Origin of the sequence: Amycolatopsis sp. GM8 (genome assembly GCF_021653975.1) — a bacterium.
Lineage (GTDB): Bacteria > Actinomycetota > Actinomycetes > Mycobacteriales > Pseudonocardiaceae > Amycolatopsis_E.
The window spans coordinates 547,671-565,274 of record NZ_JAJKFK010000003.1; the positions used below are offsets into that span (position 1 = coordinate 547,671).

Below are 17,604 nucleotides of genomic sequence, written 5' to 3' on the forward strand. Positions count from 1 at the left end.
CGCCCTCCTTGTATCATAGACTTGATACAAGGAGGTGGCCGCGATGCCGCTCGACAACGTGCTGGCCGTAGCCGTGCTCACCGGCCTGTTCGGACTGGTCGTCCTCGTCGTGCTGTGGCCGAACGCCAAGCACGGGCGACGGCTGCTCCGCCGCTGGGGCGTCACCGAACCGTCCGAAGTGGACGTCGACGAAGCCGTGCTTTACCTGAAGCGCCGCAGGTTCTGGTATCCGTGGCTGTTCTTCGTCATCCCACTACTGGGCGAGGCGGCCGGCGTCGGCAAGGGCACGGACACGGCGGTCATCGTGTGGACCGTGTTCCTGGGCGGCCTGCTCGGCGAACTGCTGGCGTGGCGCCCACCGGCGCGCAGGCGACGGGAAGCCATGCTCTCCCACCGCGTTGTCACCGATCTGGTACCCGCCTGGGCGCTGGTGTTGCTGGCGCTCTCCGTCGCGGGCGGTGTGGTCCGGACCATTCTCGCGCGGGAGTGGGCACAGCTCGGCATCACGATCGGCTGCGCGGCCATCGTCGCGGCGGTCGTCGCGATCGCGCTGCGCCGGCCCGCTGCCGGGGACGCCGCGGTCGATCTCGTGCTGCGGGCGCGCAGCGCGCGGGTCGCCACCGGGCTCGCGATCATCGTGCCCGGCGCGACGGTGCGCATCGGTGACGTGCCATCGATGCTGCTGTTCGTGCTCAGTGTCGCCGCCTGCATCGCGGTGGTGAGCCCGAACCCGCGCGTCGCGGCCGAGGCGAGATGACGCTCCGGGTCGTCGTCGACGCCGGGAGCGGGCTCGCCCCGTGGCGCCAGGTGCAGGACCAGATCATCCGGCTGATCGCCCGGGGCTCGCTCGCCCCGGGCGATCGCCTGCCGCCGATCCGCCAGCTCGCGCGCGATCTCGGGCTCGCCTCGGGCACGATCGCCCGCGTGTACCGGGAACTGGAGACGGCGGGCTGGGTCACCACCGCCCGCGCGCGTGGCACCGTCGTCGCCGATTCCGCCGCGCGGCGCGATCCGGAGGCCCTGCTGCGCGCCGCGGCGGCGGAGTTCGTCACGGCCGCCAAGGAACTCGGCGCCGGCGAGGACACGGCCGTGGCCGTCGTGCGGGAGATCTACGGCTCACCCTAAGCTCCCGGCATGGCGAAGTACTTCGATGTGCATCCGGACAACCCGCAACGGCGCTCGATCGACCAGGTCGTCGGGATCGTCCGGGAAGGCGGGCTGATCGCCTACCCGACCGACTCGTGCTTCGCGCTCGGCTGCCAGCTCGGCAACAAGGACGGCATCGACCGAATCCGCGCGATCCGCCACCTCGACGACCGGCACCATTTCACCCTGGTGTGCCGGGATTTCGCGCAGCTGGGCCAGTTCGTGCACGTGAACAACGCCGTGTTCCGCGCGATCAAGGCGTCCACCCCGGGCAGCTACACGTTCATCCTGCCCGCCACGAAGGAAGTGCCGCGCCGGCTGCTGCACCCGAAGAAGAAGACCGTCGGCGTGCGTATCCCCGACCACGTCGTCGCGCAGGCGCTGCTGGCGGACCTCGGCGAGCCGATGTTGTCGAGCACGCTGCTGCTGCCGGACCGCGAGGAGCCGCTCACCCAGGGCTGGGAGATCAAGGACGAGCTGGACCACGTGCTGGACGCGGTGATCGACTCCGGCGACTGCGGCACCGAACCGACGACCGTGGTCGACTTCTCCGAGGACGAACCGGAGATCGTCCGCCGCGGTGCCGGTGACCCGTCCCGGTTCGAATAGTCAGGGATGGGGCACGAGGGCGGGTTCGGTGTGCACGATCGCCGCGGTCAGCCGCGGGATGGTGTGGACCAGCTGGTGCTCCACCTCGTGCGCGATGCGGTGGGCGTCGGTCACCGTGAGCCCCGCGTCGACCGTCACCGAGAGCTCCGCGCGCAGGCTGTGCCCGATCCACCGCATCCGCACGGACCCGGCGCCGACCACCCCCGGCACCCGCGCCGCCGCGTGCTCGGCCAGGTCGACCGACGCCGGGTCGACCGCGTCCATCAGCCGCCGGAACACCTCGCGGGCCGCGTCACGCAGCGCGAACAGGATGGCGCCCGCGATGACCAGGCCGATGATCGGGTCGGCGGCGGGAAAGCCGAGCGCGACGCCGCCCGCGCCGAGCACCACCGCCAGTGACGTGAAGCCGTCGGTGCGGGCGTGCACGCCGTCCGCGACGAGTGCCGCCGAGCCGATCCGCCGGCCGACCCGGATCCGCCACCGCGCCACCAGTTCGTTGCCGATGAAGCCGAGGACGCCGGCCAGCGCCACGACCCACAGATGCCCCACCGGGCGCGGCGCGATGAGTCGCAGCACCGCCTCGTACCCGGCGAACACCGCGGAGCCGAAGACGACCAGCACGACCGCGACGCCCGCGAGGTCCTCCGCCCGCCCCATCCCGTAGGTGTAACGCCGCGTCGCGGCCCGGCGGCCCAGCACGAACGCGAACCCGATGGGCACGGCCGTCAGCGCGTCGGCGAAGTTGTGGATCGTGTCGCCCAGCAACGCGACCGAACCGGTGACGAGCACGAGCGCCAGCTGCGCCACCGCGGTCGCGGACAGCACGGCGAACGAGCCGCCCAGCGTCCGCAGTCCACGCCTGCTGGTCTCCAGTGCCTCGTCGACCCGTTCCGCGCTCGAATGACCATGACCGTGCCCGTGCATGTTGCCAGAATGTACTGCTCAGGCACATTATGCAAGGATGCGCGCACATGACGACGAAAGACTGACGGTCGCGGCGGAGGTGCTCGGACACCTGGCCGACCCGACCCGCCTGCACCTGCTCCGGCTGCTCGTCGAGGAGCAGGACGTGAGCACGCTGACCGCCCAGGTCAGCGCGTCCCGTTCGTCGGTCTCCCAGCACCTGGCCCGGTTGCGCTTCGCCGGCCTGGTCCGCGCGCGGCGCGACGGCCGCCGGATGCTCTACCGGATCAGCAGCGACCACCTGACCGAACTGGTCGCGCAGGCGCTGGAGTTCGCCGGGCACACCGTGCACGGCATCCCCCACCACCTCAGCGGCCGGCCGGACAGTGCCAAGATGGAAGGGTGATCACGCGCGGCACGCCGGCGTGGCGGTACTTCGGCGATTTCCGGGCGGTCGTGCTCGCCGGGCAGGTGCTCGTGCTGCAGGTCGCGCATCCCGTGGTGGCCGCCGGGGTGCGGGATCACTCCGATTACACCGAGGATCCGTGGACCCGGCTGATGCGCACGGGCGCGTCGCTCTCGATCTACGTCTACGGCGGGCCCGACGGCGCGAAGTTCGAGGCGCGCCGCCTGTGGGAGCTGCACCGCCGGTTCACCGGTGTGGGCGAGGACGGCCGCCGCTACTCCGCGCTCGACCCGCGCGCCTACGCCTGGGTGCACGCGACGCTCGTTCAGGTCGCGGTGGACGCGCAAGAACTGTTCGGCCGCGGGATGCGCCCGGACGAGCTCGACCAGTACTACGCGCAGATGCGCGAGGTCGGCCTGATGCTCGGCGTCGAGGACCAGCACCTGCCGCCCGACTGGCCCGCTTTCCGTTGCTACTACGACAAGATGGTCGATAGTTTCGGTCCGAACAGGACGATCGACACGCTGCTGCGGACCATCCACACGGTACCCAAACCGGTCCGCTGGCTGCCGGACTCCACGTGGCCGTGGCTGCGCGAACGGCAGGCCCGGCTGCAGCTGTTCCTGATCGCCGCCACCCTGCCGCCGCGGTTGCGCGAACGGCTCGGGCTCGACTGGACTCCCTTGCAGGAACGGCGTTTCCGGCGATTTCGCCGCGCGGTACGGCTGTTCGCGACGCTGGTCCCGCCGCCACTGCGGACCGTGCACATGCGTGCGGTGGCGCGGCTGAACGTGTGGTACCGGCGGCGCAAGGGCCTCAGTTGAGCATCGGGTTGGGCGGCAGGGAAACTCCGAGCCGCGACCACGGGGCGACCGCCCGGCCCGGCACCGGGATCGTCACGTACGCCCACACGCTCATGCCGTCCTCGCGGTGGAGAACGCCCCAGCCGGCCTCGTTGCCGTCCATGAAGCCGGGACGACCGGGTGCCGCCAGGTCCGCGCCGTCGACGTCGACGCGGAAGTAGTGCGGGTCGCTCCCCCGCACCAGGCACACTTCGACGGGAAAGCCCGGGGCGCACACGTCGTCGAGGAACCGCAGCAGGCTCGCGACGGTGTCGGCGGCGCAGTCGAACAGCAGGTCGCAGACGGCGTCGCGCAGCCGGCGCAGCTCGGCGAAACCGGTCACCCGTCTCCACACGATGTGCTCACCGCAGGGTCGTTCGAGCGTCATGGCCGGCTCCTCGTCGTCATGCCATCGGCACGGCTACCCACTCCGCCCGCGGGCAAACGTCAAGCGGCCTCGCCGGCGAGCTTTGCCAGTACCTGCTCGGAAATCGCGGTCAGCGCCTCGACCTGCGCGGGGGTCAGCACGTCGAACACGAGGCGCCGCACGGTCTCCACATGGCGTGGCGCGGCCTCCTCGATCGCGGCCCGGCCGGCCGGCGTGAGCACGATGAACGCCCCGCGCGCGTCCGACGGGCACTCCTCGCGCGCCACCAGATCGCGCTTCTGCATCCGCGCCAGGTGGTGGGACAGGCGGCTCTTCTCCCACTGCAGCGCGCCGGCCAGCTCGAACACCCGGACCCGCCCGTCGGGCACGTCGGTGAGCTGCACGAGCACCGCGAAGTCCGAATGCGAGAGGTCCGATTCCGCCTGCAGCTGCTTGGACAGCTGAGCGCTCAGCTGGGCCTGCATGGAGATGTAGCCGCGCCAGGCGCGCTGTTCGCGGTCGGTCAGCCATCGAGTCACGCCATCGAGTATAGCCGGAATAGTTGACACGTCACCTTAGTTGGCTACGCTTGACGGCATGTAAGAGCCAACCTAGGAGGAACCCTGATGACAGCTCCGGCGAAGTACAGCGACCTGACCGGCACCTACACCCTGGACCCGGCGCACACCCGGATCGGGTTCGTCGCCCGGCACGCGATGGTGACCAAGGTGCGCGGCTCGTTCAACGAGTTCGAGGGCAGCGTGCAGGTCGACGGGGACAGCCCGGAGAAGTCCGGCGCGACGGTGACGATCAAGACGCACAGCATCGACACCCGCAACGCCGACCGTGACGGTCACCTGCGCAGCAACGACTTCCTGCAGATGGACGAGTACCCGGAGATCACCTTCGCCACGACGGGGATCGAGCAGACCGGCGACGACTCGTTCGACGTGACCGGCGACCTGACGATCAAGGGCGTGACCAAGAACCTCACGATCCCGTTCAGCTACGAGGGCACGGCGCAGGACCCGTTCGGCAACACGCGCGTCGGCTTCGAGGGCTCGACGGTGATCAACCGCAAGGACTTCGGCATCACCTGGAACGCCACCCTCGAAACCGGCGGCGTACTGGTGAGCGACAAGGTGACCCTGGAGTTCGAGGTCTCGGCGATCAAGAACGCCTGAGCCACCAGGGATGCGGTGCCGGTCGGCAGGAAATGCGCTGAGGCTGCCCGTTGATGTGAGGGCGAAGCGACATGGTCATCGCCACCGCTGGGGCCAGCGACGTCATCGCCCGGCGGTGGCCACGCTGCGCACCTGGCACGCTGACCGAGGTCGGCGCCGATCTTGCGCCAGCCTCCGGTTTCTGGTCGCTATCGACCGCGCCAGCGGTCGGGTCGCGGGCGCCGTGTGCGTCGAGACGACGAACACGGCCAGCAGCGGCGCGCTGACCTCCAGCGGGTTCATCGCCACGACCGGGCCGGACACCCACCTACTGCCCGACGGCCGGACCGTGCCGGCGCTCTGGTTCCGGCACGACACGGACCACCCGGCCACCTGCCGGTAGCGCCGGCCTCAGGCGGCCGCCGCGGTGAGCGCGCGGGCGGTCAGCACCCGCGCCAGGTGCGCGCGGTACTCGGCGCTCGCGTGCGGTTCGCTGAGCGGGCTGGCGCCTTCGGCGGCCAGTGCCGCCGCGTCGGCGATGGACGCGCCCGCGGCGAGCGCCTCCTCGGTGGCTGTCGCGCGGACCGGGGTGCCGCCCATGTTGATCAGGCCCACCGCCTGTCCCTGCACCGCGACACCCACGATGGCCCAGTCGATCGAGCGCCGGTTGAACTTCTCGAAACCCCAGCCGATCCCGGTCGCCACCGGCACCCGGACCTCCGTGATCAGCTCGTCCGGTTCCAGCGGCGTGGTGAACGGGCCGAGGAAGAACTCCCCTGCCGCGATCTCCCGCTGCCCGCCGGGCCCACGCACCACCAGCGTGCCGCCGGACGCGAGCAGCGCCGCCGGCAGGTCGGCCGCCGCGTCGGCGTGTGCGAGCGAACCGCCGATGGTGCCGCGGTGGCGCACCTGCTGGTCCCCGATCGCACCGGCCACCTGCGCCAGCAGCGGCGCGTGCTCCCGCAGGACCTCGTCGTGGTGCAGATCGTGGTAACGCGACAGGGCGCCGATCGCGACCGCGTCGCCGTCGACGCGCACGTACCGCAGCTCGTCGATCGGCGCGACGTCGACGACGATCTCGGGCGTGGCGAAGCGGAGCTTCATCAGCGGCAGCAGCGAATGCCCGCCGGCGAGCACCTTCGCGTCGTCACCGTGCTCGCCGAGGACACTCAGCGCTTCATCCACAGTGGACACACGGCGGTAGCTGAACGCGGCCGGGATCACTGGCCGACCTCCTGTCCCGAAGCGTCGATCACGGCGCTGACGATGTTGTGGTAACCCGTGCAGCGGCACAGGTTCCCTTCCAGGCCCTCACGCACCTCGTCCCGGGTTGGCTTGGGATTGTGCGCCAGCAAAGACACCGACGCCATGATCATGCCCGGCGTGCAGAACCCGCACTGCAGCCCGTGCTGCTCACGGAACGCCCGCTGCACCGGGTGCAGGTCGCCGTCCTCGCCGCGCAGCCCTTCGACCGTGGTGACCTTGTGCCCGTCCGCCTGCGCGGCCAGCACCGTGCACGATTTCACCGACTCGCCGTCCAGCAGCACCGTGCAGGCGCCGCAGGACGTGGTGTCACAGCCGATGTTGGTGCCGGTCAGCCCGGCGTTCTCGCGCAGGTAGTGCACCAGCAGCGTGCGGTCTTCGACCTCCTCGGTCACCGCGTTGCCGTTGACCTCGATGGAGACCTTCACTTCGCTTCACCTTTCACAGAGATCGCCTCCCACACCCGCTGCGGGGTGGTGGGCATGTCCAGGTGGCGCACCCCGAGATGCGCCAGCGCGTCGACCACCGCGTTGTGCACCGCGGGCGTCGAGCCGATCGTCGCCGCCTCGCCGATTCCCTTGACACCCAAGGGATTCCGCGTCGTCGGCGTGGCCGAGTCGACCAGCTCGAAATCGGGCAGCTCGGTCGCGGTGATGAACGAGTAGTCGGCCAGCGTGGCCGTGGTCGGGTTGCCGTCCGGATCGTAAGCCATGATCTCCAGCAGCGCCTGCGCGATCCCCTGGCCGAGCCCGCCGTGCCGCTGCCCGCGGAACACCAGCGGGTTGATCACCGGCCCGGCGTCGTCCGCGGCGATGATCCGCCGCACCACGACCTTCCCGGTCTCGGTGTCCACTTCGACCACCGCCAGATGCGCCCCGAACGGGAACGTCGGGGTGCCCTCGCCGAACCACACGTCCGCCGACAGCGCGCCTTCCCCGGCTCGCGCCGCCACCCGCACCCAGTCGATGCTGCCGCTCGCGGGCGCGCCCTTCACCTGCCAGGCGCCCTCGCCGGCGTTCAGCTCGAGGTCCTCGGGCGAGGCTTCGAGCAGGTCCGCGGCGATCTCGCGGGCGCTCGCGATCACCTGCTCCGCGGCCTGGCGCACCGCGGAACCGCCCAGCTGCAGGGAACGCGAGCCGAACGTGCCGATCGCCTTGGGCACCTCGTCGGTGTCGCCGTGTTTGATGGTGATCCGGTCCATCGGGATGCCGAGCTGATCCGACAGCAGCATCGCGAGCGACGTATCGAGCCCTTGGCCGTGCGGCGAGCTGCCGGTGTACGCGGTGACGGTGCCGTCCGGGTTGATGTCCACGCGGCCGCTCTCACCACCGCTGTCACCGCCGGTGATCTCGACGTAGCTGGCGATACCGAGGCCGAGCGCCACCGGGTCACCCGCCTCGCGACGGCGTTTCTGCTCGGCGCGCAAGCCGGCGTAGTCCGCGGCGTCGAGCACCTTGTCCAGCGCCTGGGCGTACTCGCCGCTGTCGTAGTTCGCGCCCGATTTCGTCTTGTACGGGAACTCCTCGGGCCGGATGAAGTTGACCTTGCGGAACTCCGCCGGGTCCAGCCCGATCTCGGTGGCGTAGAGGTCCATCGCGCGCTCGATCGCGGCGGTCGCCTCGGGCCGGCCCGCGCCGCGGTAGGCCGCGATCGGCGTGGTGTTGGTGACGAGCCCGCGGCTGCGCGTCTCGATCTTCGGGAAGTGGTAGACGCCCGAGGCCATCAGCTCGGTGAGGGTGGGAAGGAACAGCGCCCGCGGGTACGCGCCCGCGTCCTGCACCACGTCGAGCCGGAAGACCTCGACGGTGCCGTCGCGGCGGCCGCCGATGGTCACCGTGTTCTGCTGCGCGCGGCCGTGCGTCATGCTGGTGAGGTTCTCGCTGCGGGTCTCCGTCCAGCGCACCGGCCGCCCCGCGCGCTTCGCCGCCCAGCCGAGCACGACCGGTTCGGGGTCGGAGCCGATCTTCGCGCCGAAACCGCCGCCGACGTCCGGTGTGATCACGCGGACCTGCTCTTCGCCGACCCCCAGTCCCTTGGCGACCGCGCCGCGGGCCAGCTGTGCGTTCTGGGTGGACAGCCAGGCGGTCAGCCGGCCGTCCTCGCCCCACGCGCACGCGGCGCCGCGGACTTCGAGCGGCGCGGGCGCGACGCGCTGGTTCACGATCGTCTGCGTGACCACGACCTCGCAGCCGTCGAAGCTGTCGGCGGGAAACTCGGCGGTTCCGTTGACCTGCATGACATTCGTGCCCTTGCCGGGGTACAGCAGCGTCTCGTCCGACAGCGCGGCGTCGATGCTCGCGACCACGTCGACCGGGTCGTAGTCGACGTCGACCAGCTCGGCCGCGTCGGCGAGCTGGTAGCGGTGCTCGGTCAGCACGAGCGCGACCGGCTCGCCGACGTACCGCACGACGTCGGCGGCGAGCCACGGCTCGACGACCGGTCCCGCCTTGCGCGGCGCCAGGTCGAGGTCCGCGGCGGTGTACACGCCGACCACCCCGGGCGCGGCGAGTGCCTCGGCGGTGTCGATCGAGGCGATGCGGGCGTGCGCGATGGGGCTGCGCACGAACATCGCGTGCACGGCGCCGGTGAGCGCGGGTTCGCGGAGATCGTCGACATACGTGCCGCCGGTGGTGATCAGCTTCTGGTCCTCGATCCGGACCACCCTGGTACCGACGATGCTCAACTCTGGGCCTCCAATGGTGGGTACCGGGAAGATCATGCCGCCGGACCCAACATACCCCCGGCGACTTTTGTCCCGGCCGGGGCGGAATACTCGTCACACGGCAAAGGCCTGATAGGCAAGTGTGCCCGCGAGACCGAGCCCGGCGAGCCCGATCACGATCCGCAGCGGGGTGGCGGGCACCCGGCGCACGATCGACGGCCCGATCCACGAGCCGAGCACGGATCCCAGGCACAGCGCGACAACCGCGGGCCAGTAAGCCTTGCCGGTGAAGGCGAACACGACGGCGGCGATGAAATTGGCGGCGCCCGTCGCGATGTTCTTGGCGGCGTTGGACCGGGCCAGCGATTGCGCCCAGACCGTCGAGAGCAGCGCCAGCATCAGAACCCCGGCGGCGGCGCCGAAATAACCGCCGTAGATCGCCACTCCGAATGCGGCGACGCCCGAAGCCGGGCCGATTCCGTGTGCCGGTCCCGCGCTTTTCCGCAAATGCGGACCGAGGAACAGGAGAATCGACGCACCTGCGATCAGAAACGGGACGACGATGGTGAAAACGCCGGGCGGGGTGTACAGCAGGAGCGCGGCACCGAGCGCGCCGCCGGCCGCGGTGATCGCGCACAGCACCTTGAGCCGGCTCCACTGCCCGTCCAGTTCCGGCCGCGAGCCGGCCGCCGCGCCGGCGGTCGTGCCGAGGAGCGCGATGGTGTTGGTGATGTTCGCCGTCAGCGGCGGCAGCCCGACGGCGAGGAGCGCGGGATAGGACACGAGGGACGCGAGCCCGGCGATCGACCCGGTGAGCCCCGCCCCGACGCCGGCGACGAACAGGAACGCCAGCGCCGGCAGGGTCAGGGTCACGTTGATCGATTATCAGCACCGGCCCTGGCAGCGCCCCCGACAGGCGGCCCCACAGTGGCCCACGCCACCCCTGCCCGTCGAACTCGGCGCCCCGGCCGTCGGACTCACCGTCCTGAGCGTCGGACTCGCCGGGGCTGGGGCCGGGGCGCGAGTCCGACGCTCGGGACAGCGAGTCGGACACTGGCGACGGCGAGTTCGACACTCGCGCGTTGCCGCGCATGACACACGGCGCTCCCGAAAGCAACGATTGTGGGAAAATACCTACCTAAGTCTGTTGAAGGTCTGGACCACTGGCTCCATACTTTTGTTTCCGCGCACAACAAACAAGCGGAACGAGAGGCAGTGATGTCGATGAAGACCACTACCCGCCTGTCCCGTCTGCTGCGGCTGGGCGTGCCCGCGCTCGCCGTGGCCGCCGTGCTCGTGGCGCCCGGCAACGCCAGCGCCGCCACGGTGTTCAGCGACGACTTCGACGGCCCGGCCGGCGCCGCCGTCGACGGATCCAAGTGGACGAACGAGACCGGCGACAACGTCAACAACCACGAGCTGGAGTGGTACACCCCGGGCAACCAGAACGCCGCGCTCGACGGCAATGGCAACCTGGTGATCACCGCGCGCCAAGAGGGCGGGCACGACTGCTGGTACGGCCCCTGCACCTACACCTCGGCCCGGCTCAACACCGCGGGCAAGTTCACCCAGACCTACGGCCACTTCGAGGCCCGCATGAAACTCCCGCGCGGGCAGGGCATGTGGCCGGCGTTCTGGGCGCTGGGCGAGGACATCGGCAGCAATGGCTGGCCGAACTGCGGCGAGATCGACTTCATGGAGAACATCGGCAAGGAGCCGACGACCGTGCACGGCACCATCCACGGCCCCGGCTACTCGGGTGCGGGCGGTATCGGCGCCCCCTACAGCGGCCCGAACTTCTCCGACGACTTCCACACCTACGCGGTCGACTGGGCGCCCGACAGCATCAAGTGGTATGTCGACGGAAACCTTTACCAGACAAGGACTCCCGCCGACCTGAACGGTAACCGCTGGGTGTTCGACCACCCGTTCTTCATCATCCTCAACCTCGCGGTGGGCGGTGACTGGCCGGGCGGCCCGGACGGCGGCACCCAGTTCCCGCAGCAGCTGGTGATCGACTACGTGCACGTGACGGCCTGAGCCGCCGCGTCAGTGCGCCGTCGGGGCGTTGGACGCTGGATCGGTGTTGTCGCGCAGCCTGCGCAGCATCAGCGCCAGGTGCAGGCGGAACCGGCCGCTCGGTGAATCGACCTCGAAACCGAGTGCCGACTCGGCGTGGGCGAGCCGGGCGGGCAGGGTGCTGTGGTGACGATGCAGGGCGGCGGCCGCCTTGCGCGCGGACCCGGTCGCGCACAGCGCGGCGAGGACCGCGATCGTGCCCTCGCCGTGCGGCCCGGCCGCCAGCCGGTCCAGCGCTCCGACGTCGGCGATCTCGGACAGCTCGTCCGGTCCGAGCCGGTCGGCCATCGCCGCGAGACCGCCCAGCCGCTCCCACCACACCACCGGTTCGCTGTCCGCGGTGAACCGCAGGGCCACCCCGGCGGCGCGCCACGACCGGTCCGCCTCGATGGCGGGAAGCCGGGGGCCGACGGCCAGCCGGGTGCCGGCCGGCACCGCGCCGGGCAGGTCGCCGGCGCTCAACACCGCCCGCACCGAACCGAGCATGGCGGCGCGGCCGTCGAACTCGCCGGGGCCGGTCACCGCGAGCACGCGAAGTCGGGCGGCGGCGTCGAGCCCGAGCAGGTGCAGGGCCCGCGAACGCTCGGCGGTGCCGACCCCCTCGGAGAGAACGAGTTCGACCAGGGCCGGATCGCCGAGTTCGGGCAGCGGGACGTCGCTGTGTTCGAGCAGGATGGCGGTGGCGATCGCGAACCGTTCCAGCAGCATGTCGTCCAGCGGCGGCGGCTCGCCGGCACGAGCGACCCACGCGATCATCCCGCCCTCGAGTTCACGCGTGGCCGCGCCGGCGGGGATGGGACTGGACGCGCCGAGAGCGCCGTCGGGCTCCGCACGCAGGGCCAGCCCGCGGACGGGTGCGGCCAGACCCACGGGGCACCCGGCGAGCTGGGCTGTGCTGCGCACCAAGGTGTCCAGGCTGACCCGGCCGGTGATCAGGCTGTCGAAGAACCCGATCACCCGAACCGCGTTCTCGGCATCGGCGTCGAGTCCGGACAGCCTCAGTAGCAGGCCCTTCATAGCCGCAACGATACGCAGAACGGGCCGCCAGATGGCGGCATGCCGACCCCCGATCCCCGGCGGCTGGCGGTGGCCGCCGAACCGGCGAAGCGCCCATGATCAAAGCTATGACCTACGCGATCGATCCCGAACTCGTGCCCTGGCTGGACATGCTGCCGAAGATGACCTTCTCCGACCGCGACTCGGTCCTCGCGGCGCGCGCGTCGATGGAGGACGTGAAGAACGTCGCCCCGGCCTACGAACCGGTGAACCCGCTCGATATCCGTGATACGACCGTGCCCGGTCCCTCGGGCGCACCCGACGTGCCGGTCCGCGTCTACGCACCAGCGAATCGTGACGGCGTGGTACCCGGACTCCTCTACATTCACGGCGGCGGCTTCATCGTCGGCGATCTGGACACGTTCCACACCGGGCTGCTCAGGCTGGTCGACCAGCTCGGGGTGGTGATCGTCTCGGTGGACTACCGCCTGGCCCCGGAGCATCCGTTCCCCGCACCGGTCGAAGACTGCTACGCGGCGCTGACCTGGGTCGCGGCGAAGGCGGCTGAACTCGGTATCGACCCGGCGCGCCTCGGCGTCGCGGGTGACAGCGCCGGCGGTGGCCTCGCCGCGGCCGTGGCCCTGCTGGCCCGTGACCGCGGTGGCCCCGCGCTTTCGTTCCAGTACCTCGGCATTCCGGAGCTGGACGACCGGCTGGACACGCCTTCGATGCGTGCCTACGTCGACACTCCGATCTGGAACCGGCCCAACGCGATCTTCAGCTGGACCAGCTATCTCGGCACCGAGCCGGGCGGCCCGGACGTCTCGCCGTACGCCGCTCCCGCCCGGGCCGAGGACCTCTCGGGACTGCCGCCCACATTCGTGGTGACCTCCCAGTTCGACCCGCTGCGCGACGAAGGCATCGCCTACGCGCAGCGGCTGATGCAGGCCGGGGTGAACACCGAACTGCACCACTATCCCGGGACCTTCCACGGTTCTTCGCTGGTCGAGGCCGCCGCGGTGTCGAAGCGGATGCTGGCCGACGAGCTCGACGGCCTGCGCCGAGGGCTTCGGGTGGACACCAAGTAAGTTCCACAATGGATAGTCCGAAGTGCTCTGTCTATTGAGGACCATCTTTGCCACGTCGCACCTCAGCCCCCGCCCGCCGCTTCGAGCGCGCGGGCGAGGGGCTGGCGCGCCACCGATAGAACGTGTTCTAATCTGAGGTATGCGCCATGGCATCGTGCTGTTCACCAGTGATCGCGGGATCTCGCCGGCCGTAGCCGCCAAAGCCGCCGAGGACGCGGGGTTCCACTCGTTCAGCGTGCCCGAGCACACGCACATCCCGGTCAAGCGCGAGGCAGCGCATCCGCAGACCGGCGACGCCACCCTGCCCGACGACCGGTACCTGCGCACCCTCGACCCGTGGGTCGCGCTCGCGACCGCCGCGTCGGTCACCGAACGGATCCGGCTCTCGACCGCCGTCGCGCTGCCCGTCGAGCACGACCCGATCACCCTCGCCAAGACCATCGCGTCACTGGACCACCTCTCCGGCGGCCGGGTGACGCTCGGCGTCGGCTTCGGCTGGAACACCGACGAGCTGACCGACCACGGTGTGCCGGCCGGGCGGCGGCGCACGATGCTGCGCGAGTACCTCGAAGCGATGCGTGCATTGTGGACGGACGAAGAAGCCGGCTACGACGGCGAGTTCGTGAAGTTCGGCCCCTCCTGGGCGTGGCCGAAGCCGGCCGGCGACGTGCCGGTGGTCGTCGGCGCGGCGGGTACCGAGAAGACGTTCCGCTGGATCGCCCGGTCCGCCACCGGCTGGCTGACCACGCCGATGGAGGAGGGGCTCGCGGAGAAAATCGCGCTACTACGTAAGATCTGGCAGGAAGCCGGCCGCGAGGACACCCCCGAGATCGTCGTGCTCGCGGGCCGGCATCAGCCCGGAGTCCTTGCCCAGTACGAAGAACTGGGCGTCACCGAGGTCCTCTTCGGACTTCCCGACCGGTCCGCGGACCAGGTCACGGGGTACCTGACGCACCTGGCCGGGAAGCTCGGCCTTCACTCCGAAGCCTGCTCCGCCAACGGAAGCAGCACCTGAAACCGGGTGTTGCCCGGCTCCGACCGCACGCGCAGGTCTCCGTGGTGCCGCTCGACGACGATCCGCCACGAGATGTCCAGCCCGAGACCCGTGCCCGCCCCCACCGGCTTCGTGGTGAAGAACGGCTCGAAGATCCGCTGCCGGATCTCCTCCGGCACACCCGGCCCGGTGTCCCCGATCTCGACGCACACCTGGTCCTCGACCAGTGCCGTGTGGACAGTGAGCGTGCCCGAGCCGTTCATCGCGCCGACGGCGTTGTCGATCAGATTGGTCCAGACCTGGTTCAGCTCGCCGGGATACGCGGGCACGTTCGGCAACGTGCGGTCGTAGTCCTTGACGACCTTGACCCCGTTGCCGATCTTGCTGCCGAGCATCACCAGCGTCGAGTCGAGCCCGTCGTGCACATCGATCCACTGGTGCGCCGCGCGGTCCAGTTGCGAATACTGCTTCGCGGCGCCGATCAGCGCCGAGATGCGGGTGGTCGAGTCCTCGATCTCGCCCATCAGCATCTCGGTCTCCAGCGCGTAACCGAGCCAGCGCACCGCGCCGTCGATCAGCGAGTCGCCGACCGAGTCCAGCACGTCGTCGAGGTTCTGCGCCCGCAACCCGGCGGACACGAAGATCGGCGCGAGATCCCAGCCCTGCTCCAGGCCGTGGTCGGCGAGCCAGTCGCCGATCTCGTCCTCGCGGTCGGCCTGCTGCATCGCGGTCAGCGGGGGCGCCGAGGCGACCCGCTTGACCAGCTGCTCCTGCACGTCGATGAGCTGTTCGAGCAGGTTCGGGTCGATGTCCTTCTTGGCCAGTATCGCCAGCTTGTTCCGCATGCCCGCGACGCGCTCGCGCAGCGCCGCCGTCGCCCGGACCGCGGCCGCGGCTGGGTTGTTGAGCTCGTGCGTCAGCCCGGCGGACATCTGGCCCAGCGCGAGCAGCCGCCGCCGCTGCCCGATCAGCGCGTCCGAGGTGCGCCAGCCGAGGTAGGTCCCTTCGAGCAGGTGCGTCGCCATCGGGAACCAGGCCCGGAACCGCTCGGCGAACTCCCGGGCCGGCAGGGTCAGGAACGTCAGTTCGCTCAGCGCGTACACCGAGGCCGCGTAGCGCTGCTGGTCCTGGCCGTAGAAGAACTGGGTGGCCCCGCAGTACGCGCCGCGCTGGTCCGAGCGCGTGGTCTCGACTTCGCCGCCGGAGTCCTGTTTGGTCATCCGCAGCGTGCCCGCGAGCAGCACGTAGAAGCAGGTGGCCTCGTCGCCCTCGCTGATCACCTTGACCCCGCCGGCGTAGTCCTCGACCGACGCGTGCTCCAGGATCCAGTCCAGCTGGCTGTCGGACAGGCTCGTGAACAGGAACAACTCTCGCAGGAACTCCCTGCTCAGCACGGGTTCGGTCATCGCTGCTCCAGGTATCGGTGCACCAACGTGACCGCCATCGCGCCTTCCCCGACCGCGGACGCGACGCGCTTCACCGACTGCGATCGTACGTCGCCGGCGACGAACACCCCCGGAATCGAGGACTCCAGGTGGTGCGGGTCGCGATCCAGCGTCCAGCCCGGCGGCCGCCGCCCCTCGACCAGCAGGTCCGTACCGGTGCACACGAACCCGTGGTCGTCGCGGACCACCTGCGCGCCCAGCCATTCGGTGCGCGGCGCGGCGCCGATGAAGACGAACAGGTGCCCGGTGTCGAGGGTCTCCTCGTTGCCGGCCGAGTCGCACACCGTGAGCTTCTCCAGGTGCTCCTGGCCGTGCACCTGCTTGACCGTGGTGCGGGTGCGCACGTGCACGTTGTCGATCTGGTCCAGCTGCTCGATCAGGTAGTGCGACATCGAGGACTGCAGCGATTCGCCGCGCACCAGGATGGTGACGTCCTTGGCGTAGCGGGAAAAGAACACCGCGGCCTGGCCCGCGGAGTTCGCGCCGCCGACGATGTACACGTGCTGGCCGGCGCATTCGGGCGCCTCGGTGGACGCGGAGCCGTAGTAGACACCGCGGCCGGTCAGCTCCTGGCAGCCGGCCGCCTGCAGCGTGCGGTAGGAGACGCCGGTGGAGAGCACGATGGCGTGCGCGGCCAGTTCGCTGCCGTCGCCGAACTTGATCACCCGCGCCGAGCCGCGCGCCTCCAGCCCCACCACGTCGCGCGTGGTGAGCACCTCGGCGCCGAACTTCTGCGCCTGGCGGCGGGCCCGGTCGGTCAGCTGCGCGCCGGAAACCCCGTCCGGGAAGCCGAGATAGTTCTCGATCCGGGAGCTCTGCCCGGCCTGACCGCCGGTCGCCCGGCGCTCGACGAGCACCGTGCGCAGCCCTTCGGACGCGCCGTACACCGCCGCGCCGAGCCCGGCGGGCCCGCCGCCGACCACGATGAGGTCGTAGAACTCCTCCGCCGGGCGGGTGGACAGGCCGACCGCGTCGGCGATCTCCTCACCGCTGGGCTTGCGCAGCACGGTGCCGTCCGGGGTGATCAGCACCGGGATGTCGTCGGGGGTCGCGCCGGCGGCCTCCAGCAGGCGGGCCGCCTCCGGCTCGTCCACTGAATACCAGCGGTACGGCACGGAGTTGCGGGCGAGGAAGTCGCGGACCTTGTACGAGGGCTGGGACCAGCGGTGACCGAGCACCTTGGTCTCGTCGACCGGCCGGTCCCCCACCGCGCGCCACGCCTCGACGAGCGCGTCCACCACCGGGTAGAGCTTCTCCTCCGGCGGGTCCCACGGCTTGAGCAGGTAGTGGTCCACGTCCACGACGTTGATCGCCTGGATGGCGGCGTCGGTGTCGGCATAGGCGGTCAGCAGGGCCCGGCGGGCCTGCGGGAACAGGTCCATCGCCTTTTCCAGGAACGCGATGCCGTCCATGTGCGGCATCCGGTAGTCGGCGAGGATCGCGGCGACCGCGTCCCCGCGCAACTTGATCTCACGCAGTGCGTCGAGCGCGTCGGCGCCCGAGGCGGCGCGCACGACCCGGTAGTCCTGGCCGTAGCGACGGCGGAGGTCGCGGGCGACCGAGCGGGACACTGCCGGGTCGTCGTCGACCGTCATCAGGATGGGCTGGCTCACGAGGAAACCCTACGGCGTGGATGCCCTG

The 17,604-nt window shown here is 70.6% G+C and carries 19 protein-coding genes and 1 pseudogene; 10 read left to right on the forward strand and 10 right to left on the reverse strand.

From position 1 onward, the window contains the following. Window positions 1–43: 43 nt before the first annotated feature. Genes LOZ83_RS15840 through LOZ83_RS15850 form a run of 3 tightly spaced genes read left to right on the forward strand, consistent with a single transcriptional unit; the run spans window position 44 to window position 1,755 of the window. Window positions 44–757 carry a hypothetical protein gene (locus tag LOZ83_RS15840; protein WP_236791380.1) on the forward strand — a complete coding sequence of 238 codons (714 nt, stop codon included), beginning with the start codon at window positions 44–46 and terminating at the stop codon, window positions 755–757. Then, window positions 754–1,125 (forward strand): GntR family transcriptional regulator, encoded by a 372-nt coding sequence (locus LOZ83_RS15845; RefSeq protein ID WP_236791386.1) that lies wholly within the window; start codon window positions 754–756, stop codon window positions 1,123–1,125. Before LOZ83_RS15840 ends, LOZ83_RS15845 begins: the two co-directional genes overlap by 4 nt. Before the next feature lie 9 nt (window positions 1,126–1,134). Then, window positions 1,135–1,755 (forward strand): L-threonylcarbamoyladenylate synthase, encoded by a 621-nt coding sequence (locus tag LOZ83_RS15850; protein ID WP_236791388.1) that lies wholly within the window; start codon window positions 1,135–1,137, stop codon window positions 1,753–1,755. On the opposite strand, the gene LOZ83_RS15855 is transcribed toward LOZ83_RS15850, so the two are convergent. Then, window positions 1,756–2,679, reverse strand: coding sequence for a cation diffusion facilitator family transporter (locus LOZ83_RS15855; protein WP_236791390.1), 924 nt, complete (start codon window positions 2,677–2,679; stop codon window positions 1,756–1,758). A gap of 37 nt (window positions 2,680–2,716) precedes the next feature. On the opposite strand from LOZ83_RS15855, the gene LOZ83_RS15860 reads away from it, so the two are divergent. After that, window positions 2,717–3,064, forward strand: coding sequence for a helix-turn-helix transcriptional regulator (locus tag LOZ83_RS15860; protein WP_236791392.1), 348 nt, complete (start codon window positions 2,717–2,719; stop codon window positions 3,062–3,064). Continuing rightward, a complete protein-coding gene (locus tag LOZ83_RS15865) occupies window positions 3,061–3,888 on the forward strand; it encodes an oxygenase MpaB family protein (protein WP_236791394.1) in 828 nt (275 codons plus the stop codon). Before LOZ83_RS15860 ends, LOZ83_RS15865 begins: the two co-directional genes overlap by 4 nt. Here the strand turns inward: LOZ83_RS15865 and LOZ83_RS15870 are convergent. Further along, window positions 3,881–4,294: a hypothetical protein gene (locus LOZ83_RS15870; RefSeq protein ID WP_236791395.1), complete on the reverse strand. Its 414-nt coding sequence runs from the start codon at window positions 4,292–4,294 to the stop codon at window positions 3,881–3,883. The two genes, LOZ83_RS15865 and LOZ83_RS15870, sit on opposite strands and share 8 nt — an antisense overlap. 59 nt (window positions 4,295–4,353) lie before the next feature. After that, entirely contained in the window at window positions 4,354–4,812 is a 459-nt protein-coding gene (locus LOZ83_RS15875; RefSeq protein WP_236791396.1) for a MarR family winged helix-turn-helix transcriptional regulator, read from the reverse strand. 87 nt (window positions 4,813–4,899) lie between these two features. On the opposite strand from LOZ83_RS15875, the gene LOZ83_RS15880 reads away from it, so the two are divergent. Next, window positions 4,900–5,457 carry a YceI family protein gene (locus LOZ83_RS15880; RefSeq protein WP_236791397.1) on the forward strand — a complete coding sequence of 186 codons (558 nt, stop codon included), beginning with the start codon at window positions 4,900–4,902 and terminating at the stop codon, window positions 5,455–5,457. A 223-nt stretch (window positions 5,458–5,680) separates the two neighbouring features. After that, window positions 5,681–5,839 carry a hypothetical protein gene (locus tag LOZ83_RS15885; protein ID WP_236791399.1) on the forward strand — a complete coding sequence of 53 codons (159 nt, stop codon included), beginning with the start codon at window positions 5,681–5,683 and terminating at the stop codon, window positions 5,837–5,839. A gap of 8 nt (window positions 5,840–5,847) precedes the next feature. Here LOZ83_RS15885 and LOZ83_RS15890 read toward each other — a convergent pair whose 3' ends face one another. From LOZ83_RS15890 to LOZ83_RS15905, 4 genes are all read right to left on the reverse strand, one after another. Next, window positions 5,848–6,660 (reverse strand): xanthine dehydrogenase family protein subunit M, encoded by an 813-nt coding sequence (locus LOZ83_RS15890; RefSeq protein WP_236791400.1) that lies wholly within the window; start codon window positions 6,658–6,660, stop codon window positions 5,848–5,850. After that, on the reverse strand, window positions 6,657–7,127 hold the full coding sequence (locus LOZ83_RS15895) for a (2Fe-2S)-binding protein (protein WP_236791401.1): 471 nt from the start codon (window positions 7,125–7,127) through the stop codon (window positions 6,657–6,659). The genes LOZ83_RS15890 and LOZ83_RS15895 overlap by 4 nt, the downstream gene beginning before the upstream one ends. Continuing rightward, window positions 7,124–9,382: a xanthine dehydrogenase family protein molybdopterin-binding subunit gene (locus LOZ83_RS15900; protein ID WP_236791402.1), complete on the reverse strand. Its 2,259-nt coding sequence runs from the start codon at window positions 9,380–9,382 to the stop codon at window positions 7,124–7,126. Before LOZ83_RS15900 ends, LOZ83_RS15895 begins: the two co-directional genes overlap by 4 nt. Window positions 9,383–9,475: 93 nt before the next feature. Continuing rightward, a complete protein-coding gene (locus tag LOZ83_RS15905; protein ID WP_236791403.1) occupies window positions 9,476–10,234 on the reverse strand; it encodes a sulfite exporter TauE/SafE family protein in 759 nt (252 codons plus the stop codon). Between the two features lie 345 nt (window positions 10,235–10,579). On the opposite strand from LOZ83_RS15905, the pseudogene LOZ83_RS15910 reads away from it, so the two are divergent. Further along, a pseudogene (locus LOZ83_RS15910) lies at window positions 10,580–11,395 on the forward strand (family 16 glycosylhydrolase); the annotation flags it as partial. 15 nt (window positions 11,396–11,410) lie between these two features. On the opposite strand, the gene LOZ83_RS15915 reads toward LOZ83_RS15910, so the two are convergent. Continuing rightward, complete coding sequence (locus LOZ83_RS15915; protein WP_236791407.1) at window positions 11,411–12,457, reverse strand: helix-turn-helix domain-containing protein; 1,047 nt, start codon at window positions 12,455–12,457, stop codon at window positions 11,411–11,413. Window positions 12,458–12,564: 107 nt separating this feature from the next. Here LOZ83_RS15915 and LOZ83_RS15920 point away from each other — a divergent pair, with 107 nt between their 5' ends. Together LOZ83_RS15920 and LOZ83_RS15925 are read left to right on the forward strand one after the other, a co-directional pair. Continuing rightward, complete coding sequence (locus tag LOZ83_RS15920) at window positions 12,565–13,524, forward strand: alpha/beta hydrolase (protein WP_236791409.1); 960 nt, start codon at window positions 12,565–12,567, stop codon at window positions 13,522–13,524. Window positions 13,525–13,663: 139 nt separating this feature from the next. Next, the gene (locus LOZ83_RS15925) at window positions 13,664–14,539 is read left to right on the forward strand and encodes an LLM class F420-dependent oxidoreductase (protein WP_236791410.1); all 876 of its coding nucleotides are present in this window, start codon (window positions 13,664–13,666) and stop codon (window positions 14,537–14,539) included. On the opposite strand, the gene LOZ83_RS15930 is transcribed toward LOZ83_RS15925, so the two are convergent. Together LOZ83_RS15930 and LOZ83_RS15935 are read right to left on the reverse strand one after the other, a co-directional pair. Continuing rightward, window positions 14,500–15,924 carry an ATP-binding protein gene (locus LOZ83_RS15930; RefSeq protein WP_236791412.1) on the reverse strand — a complete coding sequence of 475 codons (1,425 nt, stop codon included), beginning with the start codon at window positions 15,922–15,924 and terminating at the stop codon, window positions 14,500–14,502. The two genes, LOZ83_RS15925 and LOZ83_RS15930, sit on opposite strands and share 40 nt — an antisense overlap. After that, on the reverse strand, window positions 15,921–17,576 hold the full coding sequence (locus LOZ83_RS15935; protein ID WP_236791413.1) for an FAD-dependent oxidoreductase: 1,656 nt from the start codon (window positions 17,574–17,576) through the stop codon (window positions 15,921–15,923). Before LOZ83_RS15935 ends, LOZ83_RS15930 begins: the two co-directional genes overlap by 4 nt. Window positions 17,577–17,604: the final 28 nt, after the last annotated feature.